This is a genomic window from Marinilabilia salmonicolor (assembly GCF_003003035.1).
Taxonomy (GTDB): domain Bacteria; phylum Bacteroidota; class Bacteroidia; order Bacteroidales; family Marinilabiliaceae; genus Marinilabilia; species Marinilabilia salmonicolor_A.
On record NZ_PVTS01000009.1, the window covers coordinates 53,715 to 77,213 of the forward strand.

At 41.3% G+C, this 23,499-nt stretch carries 18 protein-coding genes; 5 read left to right on the forward strand and 13 right to left on the reverse strand.

Annotated features, from left to right (window positions below):
* Positions 1 to 94: 94 nt before the first annotated feature.
* Both BY457_RS10590 and BY457_RS10595 read right to left on the reverse strand, forming a co-directional pair.
* Positions 95 to 1,528, reverse strand: coding sequence for a T9SS type A sorting domain-containing protein (locus BY457_RS10590; RefSeq protein WP_106153302.1), 1,434 nt, complete (start codon positions 1,526 to 1,528; stop codon positions 95 to 97).
* A 152-nt stretch (positions 1,529 to 1,680) separates the two neighbouring features.
* Positions 1,681 to 2,289 (reverse strand): Crp/Fnr family transcriptional regulator, encoded by a 609-nt coding sequence (locus BY457_RS10595; protein ID WP_106153303.1) that lies wholly within the window; start codon positions 2,287 to 2,289, stop codon positions 1,681 to 1,683.
* 348 nt (positions 2,290 to 2,637) lie between these two features.
* Here BY457_RS10595 and BY457_RS10600 point away from each other — a divergent pair, with 348 nt between their 5' ends.
* On the forward strand, positions 2,638 to 3,894 hold the full coding sequence (locus BY457_RS10600) for a 3-keto-disaccharide hydrolase (RefSeq protein WP_106153304.1): 1,257 nt from the start codon (positions 2,638 to 2,640) through the stop codon (positions 3,892 to 3,894).
* A 156-nt stretch (positions 3,895 to 4,050) separates the two neighbouring features.
* On the opposite strand, the gene BY457_RS10605 is transcribed toward BY457_RS10600, so the two are convergent.
* From BY457_RS10605 to BY457_RS10625, 5 genes are all read right to left on the reverse strand, one after another.
* A complete protein-coding gene (locus BY457_RS10605; protein WP_106153305.1) occupies positions 4,051 to 4,941 on the reverse strand; it encodes a DUF4382 domain-containing protein in 891 nt (296 codons plus the stop codon).
* Positions 4,942 to 5,041: 100 nt separating this feature from the next.
* Complete coding sequence (locus BY457_RS10610) at positions 5,042 to 6,325, reverse strand: outer membrane beta-barrel protein (RefSeq protein WP_106153306.1); 1,284 nt, start codon at positions 6,323 to 6,325, stop codon at positions 5,042 to 5,044.
* Positions 6,312 to 6,869, reverse strand: coding sequence for an RNA polymerase sigma factor (locus tag BY457_RS10615; RefSeq protein WP_106153307.1), 558 nt, complete (start codon positions 6,867 to 6,869; stop codon positions 6,312 to 6,314). Before BY457_RS10615 ends, BY457_RS10610 begins: the two co-directional genes overlap by 14 nt.
* A gap of 5 nt (positions 6,870 to 6,874) precedes the next feature.
* Positions 6,875 to 7,663 (reverse strand): hypothetical protein, encoded by a 789-nt coding sequence (locus tag BY457_RS10620; protein WP_106153308.1) that lies wholly within the window; start codon positions 7,661 to 7,663, stop codon positions 6,875 to 6,877.
* Between the two features lie 64 nt (positions 7,664 to 7,727).
* On the reverse strand, positions 7,728 to 8,651 hold the full coding sequence (locus tag BY457_RS10625) for an SMP-30/gluconolactonase/LRE family protein (RefSeq protein WP_106153309.1): 924 nt from the start codon (positions 8,649 to 8,651) through the stop codon (positions 7,728 to 7,730).
* A gap of 179 nt (positions 8,652 to 8,830) precedes the next feature.
* On the opposite strand from BY457_RS10625, the gene rbr reads away from it, so the two are divergent.
* A complete protein-coding gene (rbr, locus tag BY457_RS10630; protein WP_106153310.1) occupies positions 8,831 to 9,409 on the forward strand; it encodes a rubrerythrin in 579 nt (192 codons plus the stop codon).
* A 262-nt stretch (positions 9,410 to 9,671) separates the two neighbouring features.
* On the opposite strand, the gene BY457_RS10635 is transcribed toward rbr, so the two are convergent.
* The 5 genes from BY457_RS10635 to BY457_RS10655 all read right to left on the reverse strand — a co-directional run bounded on the left by BY457_RS10635 (position 9,672) and on the right by BY457_RS10655 (position 14,895).
* Complete coding sequence (locus BY457_RS10635) at positions 9,672 to 10,226, reverse strand: sugar O-acetyltransferase (RefSeq protein WP_106153311.1); 555 nt, start codon at positions 10,224 to 10,226, stop codon at positions 9,672 to 9,674.
* 246 nt (positions 10,227 to 10,472) lie between these two features.
* Positions 10,473 to 11,273, reverse strand: a complete 801-nt coding sequence (locus BY457_RS10640; RefSeq protein WP_106153312.1) for an SDR family NAD(P)-dependent oxidoreductase — start codon at positions 11,271 to 11,273, stop codon at positions 10,473 to 10,475.
* A 120-nt stretch (positions 11,274 to 11,393) separates the two neighbouring features.
* Positions 11,394 to 12,014, reverse strand: coding sequence for a hypothetical protein (locus BY457_RS10645; protein WP_106153313.1), 621 nt, complete (start codon positions 12,012 to 12,014; stop codon positions 11,394 to 11,396).
* 126 nt (positions 12,015 to 12,140) lie between these two features.
* Positions 12,141 to 13,586: a Na+/H+ antiporter NhaC gene (nhaC, locus tag BY457_RS10650; RefSeq protein ID WP_106153314.1), complete on the reverse strand. Its 1,446-nt coding sequence runs from the start codon at positions 13,584 to 13,586 to the stop codon at positions 12,141 to 12,143.
* Between the two features lies 1 nt (position 13,587).
* Positions 13,588 to 14,895: a carbohydrate porin gene (locus BY457_RS10655; protein ID WP_106153315.1), complete on the reverse strand. Its 1,308-nt coding sequence runs from the start codon at positions 14,893 to 14,895 to the stop codon at positions 13,588 to 13,590.
* A 655-nt stretch (positions 14,896 to 15,550) separates the two neighbouring features.
* Here BY457_RS10655 and BY457_RS10660 point away from each other — a divergent pair.
* Positions 15,551 to 16,030 (forward strand): TlpA disulfide reductase family protein, encoded by a 480-nt coding sequence (locus BY457_RS10660; protein WP_106153316.1) that lies wholly within the window; start codon positions 15,551 to 15,553, stop codon positions 16,028 to 16,030.
* Positions 16,027 to 16,623, forward strand: coding sequence for a thioredoxin family protein (locus BY457_RS10665; RefSeq protein ID WP_106153317.1), 597 nt, complete (start codon positions 16,027 to 16,029; stop codon positions 16,621 to 16,623). The genes BY457_RS10660 and BY457_RS10665 overlap by 4 nt, the downstream gene beginning before the upstream one ends.
* A gap of 574 nt (positions 16,624 to 17,197) precedes the next feature.
* Here the strand turns inward: BY457_RS10665 and BY457_RS10670 are convergent.
* Entirely contained in the window at positions 17,198 to 18,667 is a 1,470-nt protein-coding gene (locus BY457_RS10670; RefSeq protein WP_106153318.1) for an arabinan endo-1,5-alpha-L-arabinosidase, read from the reverse strand.
* A gap of 351 nt (positions 18,668 to 19,018) precedes the next feature.
* Here BY457_RS10670 and BY457_RS10675 point away from each other — a divergent pair, with 351 nt between their 5' ends.
* Positions 19,019 to 23,323, forward strand: coding sequence for a hybrid sensor histidine kinase/response regulator transcription factor (locus BY457_RS10675; RefSeq protein ID WP_181256457.1), 4,305 nt, complete (start codon positions 19,019 to 19,021; stop codon positions 23,321 to 23,323).
* The last annotated feature ends 176 nt before the right edge of the window (positions 23,324 to 23,499 follow it).

The window sequence follows — 23,499 nt, forward strand, 5'->3', positions numbered from 1 at the left end:
TTTAGATGCTTTTGTCCTAAAATAGTTTAATTCTTAATAGCGTTAAGATGTGTTAATGAATTTGTTGTTAAATCTATTTCTTATGTCTTACCTTTTACCAAACCATGAGTTTACCAGTGCTGATGTTTCCATTTTCTTTGATCTGATATAAATAAATGCCATTTGTGAGGTTACTTAAGTCAATGGTTCTTCTTCCCATTATCCGGGCCGATATAATCAGGGATGAAGTCAGATCAAATATTTCAAAAACCATATGGCTGGCATTTTCGGGACATTCTACCACAACAAAATCATTTGCCGGATTTGGAAAGACTTTTATGCTATCGGCCTCTTTAGTATTTTCGGAAGACGTATTCGGATCTTTGGATGAATAGAAATAACTTCGTTCAAGTAGAGGCACATCCAACAATTCTTCAAAATTGTAAGTTTGCACTATTTCGCTGGTTATTTGATGATGAAATAAGGAGGGTAGGAAAGACGAATTCTCCCAGGGAAGAATAATATCAACGTCATTAATTGAATAATCGTAAGTACAATAGTTCTTTAAATGCACATTCCATTGATTACTTCCGTCTTCTTTTGCCACTATAGAATGTCCTTCTGCATTGAAATCATCATCATAAATAAATCCTTCAAGAGTCGTCTGTTGCCATTTTTGCAGGGACTCGTTCCGGAGATAACCGGATATTGATATCAATTGCCAGGTGATATTTGAATATAGAAAAGACTGTTTTTCTGCATAAACCCAGGCAGTGGCAGAATCAGACCAGGTCCATTTGACAATTTCCTGAATTCTTTCTCCAAGATACTTGTATATGATTCTTCCCTTTACGTCCCAAGTCTCAGTCACCGGATTCCATGAATATTGAGTTTCGCGATTCAGCATTCCTGAGTTGTAATACTGAATCCATTTGTTTACCGGTTCCCAAACCGCCGAACTGCTTTCATCAGTAAATAATTTATCTAAGTTATTGGTCTGATGGAACTCGCATGGTTGATTGTTTACATTCTTTTTTGAGGCAATCGATGCCATACTCGTTTCATTTGCATTTTCTGAAATTTCAATAACCGTCTCATCGTTGTTAATCAGGAAGTCATACTTTCTTGCAGGGATCCAAACTTCTCCAGATTTCTTGAATAAAATGTATTTCTCCAGATTTCCATCGAAATTGTAATGGTAAGTTTCCTTTTGATATTCTCCCCACTTTTGAGCGGTTTTATCCCATAAGGAAAAAATGTAATGTTTTAATTGGTTGCTGGTATTATAAACGAAATACTCTTTACAATATTTTTCTTTTTCTTGATGATTGGTTTCATTAATACGAAGAGCAATGACACTATCGAGTTGTGTTACAGCATTGGGCCTATTGGCTTTTGGTGCTTTCCATCGTCCTGAGTGGAAATGATGCATTGAAGAGTGAGGGACGCCGGGGTAGATTTCAGGTGATTTTTCAAAATAGGCATTCCCGGGAACAGCCGAAGTCAGGAAGCCCCAATAAAGCAGTAGAGAAAGGATATTCTTTAACATAGTTTCAATGGTTATTGATTGTGAATTACCTAGAGGACCTGAAAAACCAATTCACCAAAAACAGGGTGATATTTCATGGTCTCTCTTGATAACACAAAACAATAAGTTCCCGGGCATATAAAAGTTATCTCAGGATAACTAATGGCAACAGGTTATTGTGCAGAATAATATATTCTTTTCTCTTTGGAATATTGTTGGGGAGTCATATTTAAGTAGCTGGCAATGTATTTATCAGGAGTTCCGCCGAGCAACCAATTGCATCGGGCCACTTTTTCCTGAAACAGGCGAAATCTTTTTTGGGGACTGCGGTGCTGTAACAAATACATGCGGTTTTCACGATCCAATAAAATGTTTTCATAGATTTTTAACCACAAATAGCAAAACTCAGGATCTGTTTTTGACAATCTTTCCTGATCTTCCTTTTCCATATACAGTAGTTGTACATCTGTGATAGCTTCATGCACTTCCAATGAAGGACTTTTTTCCATGTAGCTCTGAAGACTGTTGAATGGCAATCCCTGAGGTGTAAGATTGGTGGTTACGGTCAGTTCGTCATAGATAAACTGGTGGACCACTCCTTTTAATACAAAATTGGAACGTGTCTCGATATCTCCATAGCTCAGAATCGTCTCTCCGCGGTTGTATTGTCCTTTATGTATAAAAGGGATTATACGATTAAAAAGAACTCTGTTTGTGTCAACAATAGAATTGAAAAATGTATATAATGCTTCGTAATCATTCTGATAGATTTCTATACTCATTGCTGATTCTTTTAAATTTCATCTTACCTATTTTATGTATAAGGTAGGTAAGATTGCAAGTTTACCAAATTTCTGCTATTTTTTACCTAATTTGGTAATGACCTATTGAAACGAGCATGGCAAGGAATCCACCAAAGAACATGTATAAACCCCATTCATGTGAGTTCCATCAGACCAATAACTTAAACAAATTTTATACTGATGAAACGAGCATGATATTTTTTAAGCATAAATATCACAAAAGAATATGTTTAAAAAATATTATGCGAGAGCGAAGCGGTTCCATTCGTTCTCAAATTTTTAATTAGTTTTTTATCAGATGATTACAAAATTTTAAACGAATGAATTATGAAGAATATCTTGATTTTGGTTTTTATCACCATTTATGTTTTGATGGGGTGTTCAATGCCTCATAATACTCTTTCGGAAGTTGAAAATAAAGATGGATGGCAGCTTCTTTTTGACGGTTCTTCAACCAACGGTTGGAAGATGTTCAACGGTTCTGATACAGTAGTCGGATGGACTGTTGAAGATCAGAGCCTGGTAGCCCTGGGTAAAGGAGGAGATATTGGTGGCGATATTGTTTCAGAGCGTCAATTCAAAAACTTTGAACTCAAGTGGGACTGGAAAATAGAGCCTCAGGGGAATAGTGGTGTAATGTATCATGTTATTGAAGATGAGAAATTCGCCGCACCTTACCTTACTGGTCCTGAATACCAGATGATAGATGATCTCGACTTCCCTCAGGAACTGGCTGAATGGCAGTTGACAGGTGCCGATTATGCTATGCATATTGCGGATCCTGATAAGAAGGTTATAAAAAAGGCCGGGGAGTGGAATACTTCACGCATAATTTTTGACAATGGCCATGTGGAGCATTGGCTCAATGGGGTTAAGATTGTTGAGTTTGAAGCATGGACAGATAAATGGTTCGAATTAAAAAACAGTGGGAAATGGGAAAATGCACCGGAATACGGCTTGGCGCAGAAAGGTCATATCTGTCTGCAGGATCACGGCAGTAAAACCTGGTTTAGAAATATTAAAATCAGAGAACTACCTGATAAACCAAAGTCTTTTAATCTTTTTAACGGTGATAACCTCAATGGATGGGTAGAGTTTGGTAGTGAAAAATGGTATGTTGAGGAAGGCGCTATTATTGGAGAAAACGGTCCTGATAAAGAATATGGTTACCTTGCTACCACCCGGTATTTCAATGATTTTGACCTTTCCCTGGAATTCAAACAGGTAAAGGATGGAAACAGTGGATTGTTTTTCCGAAGCCTTTTGGAAGGTACAAAAATAACCGGGTGGCAAGTGGAAATTGCACCTCCTGGAAAAGATACTGGTGGTGTTTATGAATCATATGGCAGGGGCTGGCTTATTCAAATACCGGAAGAAAAAGAGGATGCACTGAATTATGGCGAGTGGAATACCCTGAGAATAAGATTGGAAGGTTCAAAGGTGACTACGTGGCTAAATGGTAAGCAAATGATAGAACTGGAGGATGAAAAGATAGGTCAGGCTCAGGGACGAATTGCCTTGCAGATACATTCTGATTCAGATGTTAAGATAATGTTCAGAGCTTTGAAGCTACAAGAGTTGTAAGCTGAAGAAATTCTCAATAACTAAAAAAAAAGCCGGAGGACACGTTTGTCCTCCGGCTTTCCTAACTTAAACCTAACCCAAAAGTTCAAAAAAAAATAAAGATGATCCGGTAAAGATGATTCATGTAAAGATGATTCATGAATCATCTTTACGTGATCATAGCTCTATATCCAAAGTTGTTTCCTCAAGGCTTTCAACCTGAACATCCTCTACAACCTTCAATATCTGATTGAATTCACCATCTATTGTTTCTACAACTACCAAATCGTAAACTCCCGGGGCCAAAAATGCCAGTGTGTAATTACCCTCTTCGTCCACTTCCCAACTGGTAATAGCATTGGGGAATCTTACACTTTCTTCTTCCGGAGCAGCAGCCTCCTCTTCAGTATAGGTTTCATCCTCGTAGGCATAAATCATGATGCCACTTCCTTCAGGAATATTGGCAACATTTCCTGAGATACTACCTGCCTGGTTGTCCACCACTAACCGTATGGTTGGTTTGAGGATGTATTTGCCTGAATTACCGGCTTTCACAACTGATTTACGTGCATCGAAATCGGCTGTTACAGCTACTTGTCCGTTTACAGGAACTGTAAAATTTCCGGTAGCTTTATACCCGGTCTGCGCTCCACTGGGAACAAAGAGTGGTTGTGTTGATCCGTCTTCAAATTCAAGATAGCATCCCGGGTTGTCAATAGTTGATGATTCTTTCCCTTCCGGAGTTGCTAAAATAAATCGCAATTGTGTATAGGTACCCGCTCCTAGTTCAAACTGGCCCAATAATTCAGATTCTCCACCGGTCAACTCCAAAATATTAAAAGTATCAGGTTCAAATCCTTCAAACGTCTGCCACTTTTCACCTTCCATATGGTACTGTACCTCCTTAACGCCAATGTTAACGGCGGTGATGCCATCCGTTTCGATTGGGGCATCGGTAATGGAAAGTTTCAGAGTTCCTGTTCCCGAGGTTGAGTTCCCATCCTCGTTACAGGATGAAAAAAGAAATGGTGTAATTAACCCGATTGTCAGAAAGATTAATTTCTTCATAATTGCCCTTGATTTCTTTGGTTATACAATAAATTACTCCGGGTTTTCCGGATTTTATTCTATTCAAAAGACGATCGGTTTGCCAAAGGGTTGGAAAAAATTATAAAGAAAATGTGTATCCAACCGAAAGTGTAAAATTAAAAGATGTGTTCGTGGATTGATTCAGGTTTCTGGGAATCAGGTTTTTGCCTGCAAAAATGTTTTTCAATCCCTGTCGGTAGAAAACACCGGCGGCAAGTGTTATTTGGTCCGTTACAGGAGCAAAATACTGGTATCCGGCAACCAACCCAAAGTCATTTTCTGTATAATCTGAAGATACATCAGTTTTAACGTCACTGATAAGTTGATGTGCATTGTTTAAAAATGCTGTATAGAATCCTGCTGAAACGGCATGGTTTTCGTTCCTTTTGAACGGTCGGTACCTGGCTTTTAAAACGATGTCAGTATATTCCAGATCAATGTTGTTAGAGACATATTTACCTTGATAATATTCTTTATAATGCTGACCGTTTTGCCTGGCGAGGCTGAATTGTCCTATTATTTCCCAGCGTTCTGTAATGTTTCCGGAAATTCCGATACCGTAATTCTGTTTTATGGTTGTTTGGTTGGCCGTAAATTCTTGTGGATCGAAAGCCTCTTTTGTTTTCGGACTGATGAGCCAGGTATTGGCCAATTCACCGACAGCAAAAATGGTGCATCGGGAAAGAAGTGGAGTCTTTGTGTTTTTTGCAGGAACAAATGATTCCTGCTCCGGCAGCTCAATATGCGCAAGAGGAGACTCATGTTTAATCATTATTTTGGCTGCAGGGATGCTGAAACTCATAGGGGAAAGCCGGTCACTGTTGGTTCTTATGTCGAGACTGTTTTCGGTTAAAAGGATACCCGGAAATGGACTGTTCAGCAGCAGGGAATCCGGATGAACTTTTAAATTTTCAATTACCGGTTCTGTTTGCAATTCTGCAATTATATTTTTTTGATCTGCAGCCGTTTTTAATACTTTTTGCTGGTATTCTTCCGGAAGAATAAGGGGATGGGAAATTTTTTCAAGAGAATCGATTTCAGGTTGGGGGAGTAGCAGTTCGAGACTGCTTTGTTGAGGCAGATCCTGACCGGTCGGGGATGAATGAATGGCAACATGCTGTTCCGTGGCTGTTTGTCGGAATCGGTTGAGGAGGATTGTTCCGACTGATAGCAACAAAAGAATTCCTGCCGCAGAAGATGCCCGCCAAATCCAGATTTTGCGCCGGTCTTTCTGCAGTGATTTTTCCAGACGTTCGTACACCAGATCAATATCCAGATCATTCTGAATATCTTCCCAGGCGTAGCGGGGAGGCTCTTCCTTGCCTGAATCTACGGTGTTTTTATACCACTTAAGAAAGTCCATCTTTTTTCTGTATTAATTCTTTTACCCATCCCTGGAGCAATTGCCGGGCCCTGCTGAATTGCGACTTGGATGTTCCTGTTGTAATGTTCAGTTTTTCAGCAATTTCATGGTGAGTCATACCTTCCAGAGTATATAAGTTGAATACAATTCTGGCTCCCTCAGGTAAGCGTGCTACCTGCTGATGTAATTCATTCATGCTGATGGCAACAGGTTCCTCGTATATTTCTTCCACTTCCGGGATTTCATCATTAATCAGAGGCACGTTTTTGCTTTTTCGTCGGATATGGTCTATTGCTGTATTGGTTACGATGCGCCGAATCCATCCCTCAAAAGATCCTTTGTTTTGGTATGATTGAATATTTCTGAATATTTTCAAAAAAGAATCGTGCAAAATATCACTTGCCTGCTCCCGGTTTTGGGCATAGCTAAGACACACCCCGTACATTTTCGGGGCAAAACGGCGATATAACAACTCCTGATAATATCGCTTCTTTTTCTTGCAGCCTTCTATTACCTCCTCTTCAGGAAACAGTTCTTTATCCATTCATGCTATTCAAAAACTAAAGAAAAAGACTCTTCAAGTCTTTCACTCATAGCTGTAAAAAAGGGCGCGTCTTTTTCGTTCTTGTTGCTTATATTGATGGTATTGTCTGATGTCAGTTCTTCCTTTTTATATTGAGCCAACAAAGGAATGGGGAAATACTTGAAAAAATGATCAGCATTTAAAATTAAGGATGCCTGCTCCTCCTGATTTTTTTTCAGAATGATGTTGTCGCCTGGTCTTCCACTTTTTTTGGTTGCCCGGATGGTTATCTCCTGTTTCACACTAAACTGATAATTAAAGGTGACTGTTGGCGATTTCCCCGGCGTAACTTCTCCTATGAATTCCAATGCGGGGTGGTTTTCTGTTCCCAAAAAGAGCTTGATCTCGAGTTTTTTATACACCCCTTGTGGAATGTCGAAGGAAAGATGTTGGGAAGCTGTTTTATTCTCGTCCAGATTTATTTCCAGGGGAGGATCAAAGGGAATGGTCTCATACACGTCATCACCCTGTTCTCTTATTCCTTCAATAATAACATCGGAGATGAAAAAGGATGCTTTAAAAACTTCCATTTTTGTTATCAGTCCTGGAGGGGTGTTTTGCTCAACGACGTCACTGTTGTTTAGCGAGCTGTTTTTCAGCCGTGCCTGACTTGATTGATAATCGATGTCGCTATTAACAAAGGGTGTAAGGTTGAAGTTTACATCCACACTGGCGGGCAATGTCAATTCGTCTTTTTGACATGCCCCCAGTATCAATGTCACTAAAATTAGCAGATAAAACCTTTGTTTGCGCATTTTTTGTTGTTTTTGGTATTTTAAAGACGATGAAGGGCAAAAAAGGTTGGAAAAATTTTATTTTTTAATTGAACAGATTCGCCTGTATTCCCTTAACATCAGTTTCTATGACAAATAAAGATCCACTCAGTGGGTATGCTTCTAACTGTTCGTCAGATAACCCCTCACGTGCGGTGGTGATGTAGAGGGTGGTAAAATCCGGCCCTCCAAAAGCACAGGATGTAACATTTGGGGCAGGGACTTCAATTTTCTCCATCAGATTTCCGGTTTCAGGATCCCAACGATAAACTCCGTTACCGCCCCAGTGAGCTATCCATAGTTTGCCTTCTGCATCAATGCTCATGCCATCAGGGCTTCCTTTTTCTTTGGGAACCTCAACAACGACCCGTTTATTGGAGATGTCCCCGGTTCCGGGCTTATAATCGTATGCTACCACTTGTTGTGTCGGTGTATCTATGTAGTACATGATGTTTTTGTTGGTGTCCCACACAATACCATTTGAAATAGTGATGTTGTTTTCTTTGACGTGCAGGCTGTCGTCCCTGAGCATATAGAGTTTGGCAGCGTCCTCTTTTGCTGTTTTTTCCATGGTTCCTACCCAGAAGCGTCCGGCAGGATCACATTTACCGTCGTTGAACCGGACGTTGGGAAGTGCATCAACCGGGAAATCAGTGATTTTTTGTTTGGTTCCGTCCTCATTTAATCCAAAAATCCCGGTTTCCTGGGCTGCAACAGCAAAATAATCTCCCGTTGCAGGAACCACTGTGCCAACCATACTTTCAAGAGAGATGTCGTGGAGCATTCCTTCGCCCGGTTTGTACATATATACTTTGCCACCGGTAATGTCCACCCAAAGCAGGGCCTCTTTTTCGGGATGCCAGATGGCTCCTTCGCCCAACCTGGCAGCCGGTGTGTTGTCAACAGGTTTTATGCCCGAAGAGCAGGAGGTTATCAGGATCAGTGCTGAAAGGAATAATAGGTTTTTCATGTTTTTTGTTTTTTATGATGTGTGAGACGATAAAAGTAATCATTTTCTAAGTCGATCAGGAAGAGGTTGTTTCTGATTTTTCCTTTCGGCTGTTTTTTCACGCTCTACATCCTTTATTTGGTTTCATTCTCAATATTTCCATGATTATTTTCGTCATCCAAAATCAAAAGACAAATAATATGGACAAATCATTAAAAGGAACAGAAACAGAGCAAAATTTGTTGAAAGCTTTTGCAGGTGAGTCTCAGGCACGTAGTCGCTACACTATGTTTGCCAGTCAGGCACGCAAAGAAGGATATCGTCAGATTGAAGCCATTTTTTTGGAAACTGCAGAACAGGAATTGCAGCATGCCAAGCGATTTTTTGATTTTCTGGAAGGTGGTGATGTGGAAATTACTGCTACTTATCCTGCGGGGAAAGTCGGAACCACAGCAGAGAACCTTGAGGCTGCTGCAATGGGCGAGAATGAAGAGTGGGAAGAGTTGTACCCCAAGTTTGCAGAGGTTGCTGCTGCTGAGGGCTTTCAGAAAGTGGCCAATGCCTTTAAAAACATTGCCAAGGTAGAGAAGGAGCACGAAGCACGCTACCGCAAACTGAAGGCCAATGTGGATGAGGGAAAAGTATTTGAGCGTGAAGAGAAAGTACGCTGGAGATGCCGCAAATGTGGCTTTGTTCATGAAGCGAACAAAGCGCCTAAGGCTTGTCCCGCCTGTAACCATCCGCAGGAACATTTTGAGATTGAGCCTGATAATTACTAGAGGGATCGTTGTTTAGTGTCTGTCCATAAAGTCCCGTTTACTGCGTTACGCCATTAGAGGAAATTGCTCATTTACTCAAGGAAACTCCGCATTTCCACTAATTGCAAGCCTTGCAAACGAAACCTTCTGAACAGATACAGCGAAGTTGAGAAACTTTACTTGGTTAATACTCAGACTCTATTTAGTCTTCAGGCAGAAGGCAGAAGAGAATTTTTTATACAGAGGGTTTCACTTGTTTAATGTGAAACCCTCTGTTCTTTTTTTACTGATTCAATTTTTTAATGACTCTGGCCGGGTTACCAACAGCCAGGGCATCTGCAGGAATGTCTTTGGTGACAACAGCCCCGGCACCAATCACAGCTCTGTCGCCTATGGTTACTCCCGGACAAATGGTGGCATGACCACCAATCCAGCACTCTTCTCCAATGGTAACAGGACGACAGTTTTCCCATTTCCTGCGATCCTCAATGTTCACCGGATGTTCGGCTGTGTAAATGTGGACTCCCGGTGCAATGAGGGTTTTGCGGCCAATGGTAACCCTTGCTCCATCCAGAATGACAGCTCCGAAGTTGATGAAAACTCCATCCCCTGCATAGATATTCTCTCCATAATCACAATAGAAAGGTGGTTCCAAATGAATGTTGGAGGCTGAGTTGGGACACAACTCTTTCATTGTATCTTTAAAGTGGTCGGTATAATATTCGGTTACATTGAGCTTATGTAGTATGCGTTTTACCCTTGTGCGTATGGCAATCATCTCTTCGCAATGAGCATCATAAGGCTCTCCTGCCAGCATTTTTTCTTTTTCTGTTTTCATTCGTTTAAAATTTTGTAATCACCTGATAAAAAACTAATTAAAAATTTGGGAACGAATGGAACCGCTTCGCTCTCGCATAATATTTTTTAAACATATTCTATTGTGATATTTATGCTTAAAAAATATCATCCTCGTTTCATCAGTATAAAATTAATTTTTCAAGGTCGGATGGAACTCGCATGCAAGAACTTATACATATTCTCTTGTGGCAATCGTTGCCATGCTCGTTTCATTCGTTTATATTTTTTACTTTAATAGCGCATCTTCCTTGGGAGGTAAAAAGCCATTTTCTTCGGTTACTCCGCCAGCTAACGGAATTACTGCTCCTGAGATCCAGGAGGCTTCATCAGATAGCAGGAAATTCACCATGTTGGCAATGTCTTCGGGTTCTCCTACTTTTTTTAGCGGGTGACGTACCCTTGCACCCTCTACCATTTTATTGTAATCTTCCTGATTGGAAAAAATGTTGTTGTCGAAATGGAGATGGGTCTTTACCAGTCCCGGATTTATAGAATTTACACGTATGTTGTAGGGGCCAAGGTCAGCAACCAAAAAGCGCGTCAGCATATCCAGTCCTGCCTTGGAAACTGAATAGCCAATGCTGGTTCCGGGTCTTAAACCTGCAATGGACGAAATGTTGATAATGGATGCTCCATTGGCTTTTTTCATCAGCGGCAGGAGCGTTTTTGTTACCAGAAACGGGCCGGTAAGATTGATATCCAGCATTTTTTGCCATTCATCGGCTTTCAGACTTTCTAAAGTGCCAATAGTGATGACGCCTGCACTGTTGACCAGTCCGTGCAGTACCCCGTAATTCTCTTTGATGTAAGAGCATAGTTGATTTATACTATCCTGACTGGAAACATCTCCTATTATGAAATCCACTTTGTTTTTTAGGTTGGGCTTCTCTTTAAGCGCACGCTCAATCTTTTCCTTATTTCGGCTTAAAGAAATGACCTGGTAATTTTGTCCCGCCAATTTTTCTGCAATGCTGAGTCCTATTCCGGAGCTTCCGCCGGTTATGAGAATTACTTTTTTGCTATCCATAATCTTGCTTTTTTACGAATATAACAAACATAAAGTGGAACTGGAATATTTTGTCTGTGAAGTCATGATTGGTTCATTTATTGCAACCATGGGCCGGATGTAGCTTTGTCTATAGTGTTTTTATTCAACTTTAAAATAATATTCGCCTTCAGATTCATCAAAAAATCTCCATGAAATGTCACCACATGAATTAAACCCTAGTAGATAAGGACTGTTCTGGATTGGATAGTTTTTGATAATATTTTTATGTCTATTTGCATTTTGAATTATTGCATTTCTCCAGCTAAGGGCATAATCTCCGATTAGCAGAGGTTCTAATCCAATCCTATATGTGTAAAGTAATTTATCTTTTTCTAATGCTGGCGACATATATAAGTCTGCATTTTTACAACGACCCAATGAATAGTCTCCTTTGTCTAATATTAACTTGAATTTATTCATTGCGTCTATGCAGTTTGAAGTTCCCTCAGGTTCAATCATTTTATAGATTGAAAAATAATCACCATTGGGAGACTCCAGGAATACAGAATCATTCAATGATAAATTATATACTTGTGAAGAAATAATTCCTTCTATCCAAATGGTATCATTTAATGAGAAAGATGATGCAGGTGATATATTTACTTTATAATCATTATACTTTAAAATTTCCTGGTTTTCATCCTCGCATTGAAATGCCATTAAAAATGTCGAAATAATCAATAGCTTCCATAATCTTTTGATAAGAATTCTTTGTTTCATGGGTTAGTTCGTTTAAATCGGGTTTTTAATGTTTTACAATTCAATTCATTGGTGTCCGGTTAATAGATGGACATTGCTTCACTACGTTCGCAATGACGGGCCTTTGCCGAGCTTACTAAAAAACTTTTACGTGTTATTCCTGTCCTTAAATCTTCTGATTTTAATTTTCAAAACAGCAAAAAGTATGCTCATCAAAGGACTGATAATATTAAAAAAAGCATACGGAAGGTAATCAAATGTGGCAACTCCCAAAATTCGGGATTGGGTCGCCCCACAGGTATTCCAGGGAATCAGAACGGAGGTCATGGTGCCTGAATCTTCCAGTGTGCGGCTCAAAACCTCGGGCTTCAATCCTTTTTCTTCATAAGCTTTTTTAAACATGCGTCCGGGAACTACAATGGAAATGTATTGGTCAGATGCAGTGGTATTGAAAAAGATGCAGGTTCCAACAGTGGATGTCACCAATGCCCCTGTTGATTTGGCCATCTTCATTATCGGTCGGGTAATTCGGGTAAGGAGGCCTCCGGCCTCCATTACTCCGCCAAATACCATGGCAGAGAGAATCAGCCAGATGGTGTCGAGCATCCCGCGCATCCCGGAAGTGCTTAAAAGAGCGTTGACTGTTGAGTTTGTTGTAGTCAGTTGCACATCACCAAACATCGCTTGCATCACAGCAATGTAGGAGGCTTTCACAAGACTTATTCCCTGACCGGCCACTTCCTGAATCGTTTCAGGCTGAAAGATAATGGCAAACAGACCGCCAAGCAATGATCCGATCATGAGGGCGGGGAGAGGGGGCATTTTCAGGATGATGATGGTCAGTAAAATTGCCGGAACCAGAAAAAGCCATGGAGAAATGTTAAAGGATTCCTCGATGGCTGCTTTTACCGTTTCTGTACTTGTAATGCTGGTTCCGAAATCGTAATTAATACCGATGATTGCAAAGATAATCAGAGTGATCGTCATGCTGGGTACCGTGGTGTAAAACATGTATCGAATGTGTGTGAAGAGGTCGGTACCGGCCATTGCGGGTGCCAGGTTGGTAGTATCGCTTAGCGGCGATATTTTATCACCGAAATAGGCCCCGGAGATTATTGCTCCGGCAGTAATGGCGTCATTCACGCCGATGGCTTTGCCGATGCCTAACAATGCAATTCCGATGGTGGCAATGGTGGACCACGAACTTCCTGTTGCTACCGACACTATTGCGCAAACGATTACTGCAGTAATCAGGAATACATGAGGATTTATGATATCCATGCCGTAATAGATCATTGCCGGTACCACTCCGCTGATCATCCATGTGCCGGCCAGGGAGCCTATCAGCAAAAGAATCAGCATGGATGGCATGGCGGAGCCGATGGTTTTCACGATGTGATCTTTGGTATTTGCCCAGCTTTGCCCGTTTCGCGATACAATAATTCCGCCCAGTGATGCTGCCAACAATAATGCAATTTGGTTGGCACCTCCCAGAGTGTCGTCAAACAGAAAAACATTGGCAGTAAGTAACCCTATCAGGAACAGGATGGGAAGAAGTGCTTCAAATAGTGAGGTGTTTTTATTCTCAGGCATGTTAAAAATTAAAGTGCGTTCTGACAGCAAATATAAGCACATCTTCCTCAATTCCATTGGCGTTTCGAATCCCCTGAACGTGAGGTGAGATGTGAATCCACTGATTTACCTGTCTTCTGAAATACAATTCTGCGACTTGCTCTTTTGCTATCTGATCATTATAGGGGAAGTTTTCGCCATAAGCCAGTCCTATTGCCAGGGTCTGGTTTGCAATGGTTTTAACAAATCGGGTTCCTGCACTCCAGGCTTGCTTAACTCCCCACAGCTGTGCCACATTGTCTTCATTTTGCCCATAGCGACCAAAAATGTGGTAGTCGTTGAACATGATTTTATCAAAGCTGACGCCCCATCCGCATCCGTGATTGGCCAGTGGGTGTTGGTAGCCGTATATGCGAAGGTTAGATTTGAAGCCGGTGCCGGGTAATACAGTCCATCCCAGACTGCCGATTCGGTAGATGTCATGAAATATTTCATCACCTGAATTATCTGAACTCGAAACCCCAAACTGAAAGTGGTATTTGTTCAGCAAAGTGGTTCTTAATCTTACTCCGGGACTGTTTGCAGGTACGGCAAAGGCTGCACTGTTGATAAATGAGCCGCTGATGAATTGCATTGTTTCATCGTTGGCCGATGAGTTGTTGTCAAAATAGTTGGTCAAATCGATCTTTCCTGCAGTTATGGTAATAGCTTTGTTCAGCATGGTAAATTCAGTCCACGCTTCCAGTATGGTAAGTCTGTCGGTACCATCAGAAGACTGTGTAGAGCCTGCATCGCCATTGGCTCCGGCAAGGTTTGGGTAGTATTGGTCGGGCCCGTTGCCGCCGATTGCTTCCAGATCGAAAAAAAGCAGGGAGTTGGGACTAAAAGCAGTATGTGCATAAATGTCAAATGATCCGGTAAAGGTATTGTGATAATTTCTTCGGTTCCGGGAATTTTGATATATGGAGGTTGCACCTCCGTTAAATTGCAACCTCCCCGGCTGTTTCGTTATTGCCTGCAGAAGCGCGTCCACTCTTCCACGTCTGGAACGTGACTGAAAATCTTCATCTATTGTTTCATTGGGATCAAAAATGCTGATCAACTGATTCATCTCGGAGTGACTGGAGTCCACAGCCTGACGCAATGCATCTATGTCACGCTTCATTTGTCGGAGAGCTTGTCTTAATGAGTCAAACTCTGCTTCTGTTTGGGTGTGTCTTACAGAATCCGGTTCAATTCTTGTCTGGCTTTTTATTTGTACTGAAATCAGCAGCAGCATCAGCAGAGAAACAATCTGTCTGATCTGGGAAGAGATCGTTGCAGGAGTCATGCTTATTGTATTAGTATGGTTTGGTTAATCCGGATAAAGCCAAATGCCGGTTTCACTTGACAAATTGTTGCTTTTTTTACGTTTAGAACAATTGTTCTCAACCGGTAGAAAACGTGAAAATAACTTCTTTGCCGGCAAAACACAACAATTTCCTTTTAAAGAAGCAGGTTTTTCGGGGCCATCCTTCCTCGGTGTCTGTCCATAGACTAAGCGTTTTTCTGGTGTTTGAACCAGAAAGTTCAAATTCAAGGCGTGTGAAACCCGAAAATACACAGTTTACTTTAGTAAATGAGTAATTTTCGGGCAAGCGTAACGCAGTAAATGGTACTTAATTGACAAACACTACTTAAAAGTAACAATAAACTTCAGGTGTTGCTTTTCAGTAGATCATTAGATTTTTAGAATTTAGAGGTTAGAGAAATCTTATAACATTGACCTTCTTAATTTTTTTTAAAACATTCATTGGAGTTTAAGGGTTTAATTTTCAGAACTTTGAAAAGAGTTTGACGTGCTATTGGCTTTAATTTTTTTGATAAAGGCTGAAAGAGAAATCTCATAAAAACATGGAATCCTATAGGATTGGTTGAACCCGATTGCGTTGCTTGTTGTTTAAATTGTTAAAGTTTTTTCTCATTAATCGGGTAAAATACGCATCATGAAAAGGGTCTTTTTTTTAATTCTTACGGCATTGGCTTTTGTTGTGCCGGTTGGTGGACAGTCAATTGAGGAAGTGAACTTCGAGGAGCTTTCTCCACTGCTTCGGCAAAACAACGATACCACGTATGTTGTTAATTTCTGGGCTACATGGTGTAAACCATGTGTTGAGGAGATGCCTCATTTTCTGGAGCTGGCATCGGAATTGAAAGATGAAAAGGTAAAATTCATTTTTGTGAGTCTTGATTTTCCCACCCAAAAAGAGAGCCGGTTATTACCATTTATTGAGAAGTATGAAATGGATGAGCGGGTTATATTACTGAATGATCCCAATAGCAATGAATGGATTGAGAAAGTGAGTCCTGACTGGTCGGGAGCCATCCCTGCTACTTTGGTTTACAGAAAAGAGAGCAGCAGTTTTCACGAAAGTTCTCTTTCTAAAGAAGAATTACTAACCATTATAAAATCAATGACGTTATGAAGAAGCTGATGATGAGTCTGGCAGTGGTATTTTTTGCCGTTGCTGCCACAGGACAGGGATATGCTCCCGGTGATGAAGCAAGAGATTTTCGGTTGAAAAATGTGGACGATGGATTGGTGTCACTGGCCGACTACCCCGATGCCAAAGGTTTTATTGTGATTTTTACCACCAATCATTGCCCTTATGCCGTTGCCTACGAAGACAGAATTATTGCCCTGGATAAAAAGTTTAAAGAAATGGGGTATCCGGTAGTTGCCATAAATCCCAACGATCCGGAGGCCTATCCGGCCGACTCTTTTGAGAATATGAAAGTGAGGGCAGAGGAGAAGGGGTTTACCTTTCCATATTTGTTTGATGAGACACAGGAAGTTGCCAAAACTTACGGAGCTACCCGTACGCCTCATGTTTATCTGGTAAACAAAGAAGCCGGTAAGTTGATTGTGAGATACATCGGGGCTATTGACGACAACTATCAGGATGCATCTGCGGTAAAAGAGAAATATGTAGCTGGAGCAATCGCCAGTCTGGAAGCCGGGGAACCGGTATATCCTAAGGAAACAAAGGCCATTGGGTGCAGCATCAAATGGAAGTAACTTGATCGTATTCCAAAAAAATATATTGAAAGACCTTTCTGGCTTGATTGACACCGACCTTGGCAGGTGAGCCTAAAAACAAGGTTGTTTTATCGTAAAATCGTAGTTTTTAGTGCGAAAGCTGGCTAAGTCTTGAATTATTGCGTTTCGCGAGAACAATATCAAGCTTGCTTTAATATTGTCGAGTGTAGCAATAATCATGTTAATAAGTTCTTTGCCTACCTTCTTGTATCAAGACAAGAATTGGAGTGCAGCGGAAATCATGAACGCCAAAAGATATTATATCGTGAACTAAAGTTGGGCTGGGTTTAAGGGATGAAATCCCTGTTGGAGAAATGTTTGGATTTAATTGATTTGTAGCATATTATCGTTTTAAAAAGAAAAAGGGACTTTCCGACAATTCGGAAAGTCCCTTTTTGGGCTATGAAAAAAAGAGTTTTGTTGAATTCCTTTTTCAGAGGATAATGGCATATAGATTAATTAGAGTCTGTCTTAATCGTAAATGAGTATTTTGGCGGCAAGCGTAACGACGCAAGTGGTACTTTATGGACACAAACTAATTAACCTTTAAGTCTTACTCAACCTTTTTTCCCCATATTGCAGTTCCGTTCTCCATGATACCGGAAAAAAGAATGGTTTCTTTTTCGTTCTCCCAGTCCCATCCTGTAAAAACAATACATTTGGCATCGTTTATTTCAAGGTGTTCACCATCAAAGGTCCATTGATTAATACTTTCATGGTTGATTTTGCCATCATCGGAAAGTTCCAGCTTTTCAGATACGTTGAAAGCACTTTTGTCGTAGGTCCAACCTCCGGGAGGAATCTGGCCCTGCCAAAGCTCTGTTTGATCTACAAGATCTTTGAAATGTATGATTTCCCATGTTCCGGGAATTTCCCCGGCGTTAATGGTTTTATCTTTCAATCCGGCGTATCGCTCGGGCGAAACAACAGGCCATCCGGATGGAAGCCATTTCATCTCTCTGACATGCATTCTCATTTGCAAGTTATCAGGAGCCAGACGTCCCTGATGTAGCATGAAAAACTTTCCATCATCATTTAAAACACCACAATGTCCGTTCCCGGACCAGCCGGGGTGGTTTTCAAACATATAGGAGTGGGTTAACATCGGAAAGTTGTTTGTCTCTTCAGCCATGTCATTTCCAAAATAGTCCAGAAAAGGACCATCAGGATTGTCTGAGCGACCAACCCGTACATTGTAAAATGTAAACAACGGATCGTAGGAAACAAACAGGTAATATTGGTCAAAATCGGGATGGTAAATGATCTCAGGAGCTTCAATGACACGTGTTTCTTTATTGGCTCTGGTGGCAACCAGTTTTCCATTATCTCCCGGATTTTTTGCCAGTCCGGTTTCTTCATCCAGCTCCATGACATGCAACCCTCCAAAATAGGATCCGTAATGCATCCATACCTTACCGGATTTTTTATCCTTGATTACTGATGCATCAATGGCATTCATCACACTTGTGGTGTCAGTTTTTACAACTACTCCTTTGTCGGTAAAGGGACCTTCGGGCGACGCCCCTTCTGCCAGGCCTATATAGGATGCCTGTGAGCCAAAACTGGAAACAGAATAATAAATCCTGTAGGTATCATTGTGTTTGTAAATATAGGGAGCCCACATATTGTCAGCGCCTTTGTTGCCGGTGTATGAGTGAACATGGTCAATGGCGGGTTGAGGGATGGAGTCTAGCGCCCATCCTGTGAATTCCCAATTGACCAGATCTTTGGATCTGCGAATAGGAATATTTCCCATTTTTTCGTCAGTGTCGTTGAACTGAACTCCCCTTTTTATATAATAGGCATCGGTGGAGTAAACGTAATAAAAACTGTCCGTTTTGATGATGGACGGATCATGAACGTTTGCCGTTCCCCACTGATCCTTAAAGGAAAGGGGAGTGATATCTGAGTAATCATCCTTATACGGATTGGCTTCAGGGGATGAGGTGGTGTCATGCGTGCACCCCGATACCATCAGTAACATGGCCATTGAAGCAGAAAAAAGGAGTTTTGAAAAGATCATCGTAAAAATTTATTAAATTACCATTAAATAAACCATTTTCAAATGTATCTACAATGCTGGTAAACCGGGAGGATGGAGCGTGAAAAGGGGGGGACATTTGAATAATTGTTTGGGGGCAGGCTTTAATATCTTTTGGTTTCTTTTAATTTTATCCGTGCCTAAAAGTGATTTTTTGCTTTAGTGCCGGCAATTTCTCCAATTGAGTAGGGGTTCTGATGCTTCCTTTACCGATTGTTGGATTGGGATATTGAAGCCCGGTGGATAGAGGGACTGTAGTCAGGATGATGAATTTTGATCTTAGTTTTAAAGGAAATGATAAAATATCAGAGGTGTGTTAATAAGAAAAAATTCATGATGGGATTTCTTAAGAGGGTATTGTTCTTATTTCTTTTTTTGGTCTGGACTCCTTTACTTTTTTTTGTCAGGGGAGAGTTTAGTTACCATGTTCAGTATCTGACAATCGATCAGGGGTTGCCACAAAATACGGTTAATGATATTTTGCGGGATCAGGATGGCTTTATGTGGTTTGCCACGGGGAACGGACTAAGTCGCTATGACGGATATGATTTTATGAATTATTGGAAGCCCGATTTGCCCTCGAATCTTGTAAATGGACTTACGCAAAGCCATGAAAGTTATATCTGGGTGGGAACTTCCCAGGGATTGATGCGGTATGACAAGGTAAGTGAAGAATTCGAAAAGATTCTATTATCCGATGATCCGAAGCAATCCTTCAATATTGTATCCCTTTATACAGACCGGAGCAATCGTGTTTGGGTGGGGACGTATGAGCACGGATTGTTTTTACTTACTGAAAGTGATGGTAAATGGGATGTCAGACATTATGATTCCTCTTCCAGCTTGCTGCCAGGAGATCATGTGGTCTCCTTCAGGCAGATGAAGGATGGCCGGTTATTGATTGGAACCAACCATGGTATTGCTGTTTTTGATGAACAACGTTCCGGAATACATCTTTTTTCACATGGTGGATTACAAGATGCAATGATTCTCTCCATATTTGAGAGTCGGGAGGGCGACCTGTGGATAGGAACCTTAAACGGACTTTGGGTCTATAATCCTGTAACAGGCAGAGACGAATGGTTTTTTCATAACCCCCTTGATTCATCCTCACTTAGTCACAACAGGGTAAACTCTATCGTTCAGGATTTCAGAGGTAATATATATGTTGGGTCGCTGGGAGGTCTGGATGTTTACAAACCGTCGGGTAATTCTTTTGAGTCCTTCCCTTTCAATACCATTGATGAGTTTTCTCTTAACAGCATTTTTATTAATGCCCTGGAAATTGACCAGGAGGGTAATGTCTGGGTTGGCACTGAAAAGGGGGGTGTTAACCATTTCAATCTCTATCAGAAACCATTTAATTATATTATTCACGAGCCAAACAACCCCAACAGTTTATCTCACAATACCATCAATTCAATCAATGGAGAGGGTGATATTTTATGGATAGGCACTGCCGGAGGAGGACTGAACCGTTTTAACCGACGCACCGGAGAGTTTGACCGGTTTCGGTATGAGCCGGGAAATTCTTTTTCCATACCCTCTGATTATATAACGGCTATTACCAAAACGCCGGAGGGAACTCTTTGGGTGGGAACATGGGGTAGTGGTCTTGCCAAGATGATGCCCGACGGAACATTTCGGACCGTCATTCCCCCAGTACCCGATCCTGAAACAAACTTTCAAAATGCTTTTATCTCATCGCTGCTTTACGATGCCGGAGGATATCTGTTTGTTGGTACAGAGGGTGGGTTGGCGATCTTAAATCTCAGTACTGAGAAATTTATCGATATAAACCAGGACGACAATGCCCTGGTGCAGGTTAGTGAAATTGGTTGTCTGATGAAGGATGACAGAAACAATCTGTGGATAGGAACCCGTGTGGGTTTGTTCAAGGTTACACTGGATGCGTTGAATCTGCCCCTCAATGCAAATTGTCCTGAGAGGCAGTTGCAGGTATTTAAAAGTAGTGCTGATGGAATTCCGGGCAATTACATTACTTCGCTTGCCCGGGATATGGATGGAAATATCTGGATTGGCACCTATGGAGATGGCCTTGTAGAGGCAACTTCGGATGCCGACGGTTCAGATTATAGTTTTCGGCAATACAATAAGTCCGACGGGTTGAGCAACAATGTCATTTATGCCATCCAGGAGGATGTTGCCGGTTTTATCTGGGTTAGTACAGATTATGGACTGTCAAGAATAAATAGTGAAACCGGGCAGATTGATAATTTCTTTGCCGATGATGGCTTGCTGAGTGATCAGTTTTATTGGTCTGCATCATATAAATCTGACGAAGGAGAGTTGTTCTTTGGTAGTATCAACGGAGTGAATCATTTCTTCCCGTCAGGTTTCCCGGTGTATCCTCATGAGCCTGAGGTTTCCATTTCTTCTTTTAAGATTTTTAACTCTGAAATTGAAGTAGGGGATAAAAGGAATGGTAACGTTGTGCTTAAAAAACCCGTTCAGGATGTTGAGGAAATTTCGCTCTCCTACAAAGACAATGTGTTTTCACTTGAATTTACAGCACTGGATTACTTTCTTACCCGAAAGATTAAATATGCCTACCAATTGGAAGGGGTTGACCGCGACTGGGTAGAGGTAAGCTCCAATCAGCGATCTGCCTCCTATACCAATTTGAAAGGCGGAACATATCTCTTTAAAGTAAAGGCCAGCAATAGCGACGGCCGTTGGAGCGATGAGGTTACGACCTTGCGCATTACCATTCGTCCTCCGTTTTGGCAGACTACCTGGTTTTTGGTTTTGCTGACTATAGCTCTGATTGCCGGCACTATTCTTTATATCAGGCATCATACCAAACGCTTGTTGCTTGAAAAGGAGAAGTTGGAGCGTACCGTCCGTGAGCGAACCGAGAAAATTGCCGAACAAAATGAGCAAATGAGGCATCAGGCGGAAGAACTTAAGGCTACAAATACTGACTTACAGCGAAAGAGTGATGAAGTGGAAGGCCAAAAGCTTGAACTGGAAGAGAAAAACAGGGAAATTCTTTTGCAACGGGATAAATTATTGCAGCTCAATGAGGAAATTGAAAGCATCAACCAAAGCCGACTCCGGTTTTTTACCAATATCTCTCATGAATTCAGAACGCCGTTAACGCTTATCATTTCTCCCGTAGAGCGTTTGCTGAAAGAAATGCACCTTCCGGGGATGGCCCATGAATTGCTGACATCGGTTCAACGCAATGCCCGAAGATTGAATCTTCTGATTGACCAGTTGTTGATGTTCCGGAAAATTGAAACGGGAAATCTCTCTGTCAGGATTTCCAATAACGATCTGTCAGCGTTTATATCCGAGGTTTTTCATGCTTATGATGTTTTGGCTAAGCAAAAGAATATCTCTTACCTTCAGGAGGTTAATCTTGAAAACGAGCCATACTGGTTTGATGATGAAAAGCTGGAGAATATTCTTTACAATCTGCTTTCCAATGCTTTCAAATATACCCCGGAAGGAGGGACTATTAAGCTGAAAGTTACACAGGAAAATGTGGAAGATCAGAAGCCTTCCTTGATCATTGAGGTTTCCGATACCGGGACGGGCATTCAGGAGGAGCAGATGGAGAAGATTTTTAAACGATTTTACAGGACTGCCGGAGATTCGAACACCAAGGGTACAGGTATAGGTTTGGCGCTCACCAAAGATCTGGTGGATGTTATGAACGGATCTATTGTTGTTGCCCGAAACGGAAGTAGGGGAAGTCGTTTTATCGTGACTTTACCTTATCGAAAAGAAGACTTTCCCGGAGCAGAGGTGAATGAGTTGCCAACCTATGATTCGGCTGAAATCAATAATAAAGTGCAGGTGGTTTTGGATGATATTAAAGAGGAAGAGGTTTTTCTGGATGTGAATGAAGGCGGTAATGTTGATGAGGCCACTGTGCTGATAGTGGAAGACAACAAGGAACTGGCTCTTTTTATTGCCAACTCCCTGAGTGGTAAGTATCATGTACAGGTCGCTGAGAATGGTAAAATCGGGTACGATATTGCCCGGAAGAATCCACCCGACTTGATTATTTCGGATGTAATGATGCCCGAAATGGACGGTATTGAGATGTGTCGTCAGATTAAAAACAATCTCTACACCAGCCATGTTCCGGTAATTATGTTGTCGGCCAAAGCTTTACTTGAAGATCAGTTGCAGGGGTTACAGTTTGGCGCTGATGATTATATTTCCAAACCTTTCAATCTGGATATTCTGAAGGCGAAGGTTCACAATGCCATTGAAACCCGGCGAAAGATCAGAAGTCTTTTTACTGCGCAGGCCGATATCCCCCAGGTGAATCAGGAGAGTGAGTCACTGGATGATAAGTTTTTGTCCAAGGCTTACGATGTGCTGGAACAATCCTACAGCAATCCCGACTTTAGTGTGGAGATGTTTTCAGACAGTATGTTCGTGAGCCGATCGTTGCTTTACAAGAAACTTAAAGCGCTGGTGGACTTATCACCCAACGATTTTATTACCATTTACAGGCTTAAGAAAGCTCGTCCCTTAATCTTGTCCAAAGAGATGACGGTGAGTGAAGTAGCCTACAGTGTTGGGTTTAACGATCCCAAGTATTTTAGCCGTGTATTTAAAAAGTTCTTTAAGAAGACACCTAGTGAATATCTGGAGTAAATACTTTGTTTTCGGCTATGCCGGCTGGGACTTTGCATAATTTCCGGGATCTTGTTCATTTAACCTGATTTATTCATGGATCTTCGTGATGAAATGTTCAAATGTTAAGAAATTCAAGAAACCGCAGGCAAATTTGAAGCAGGAAATAGTGAACTATTTTCAAATCAAATTTGACG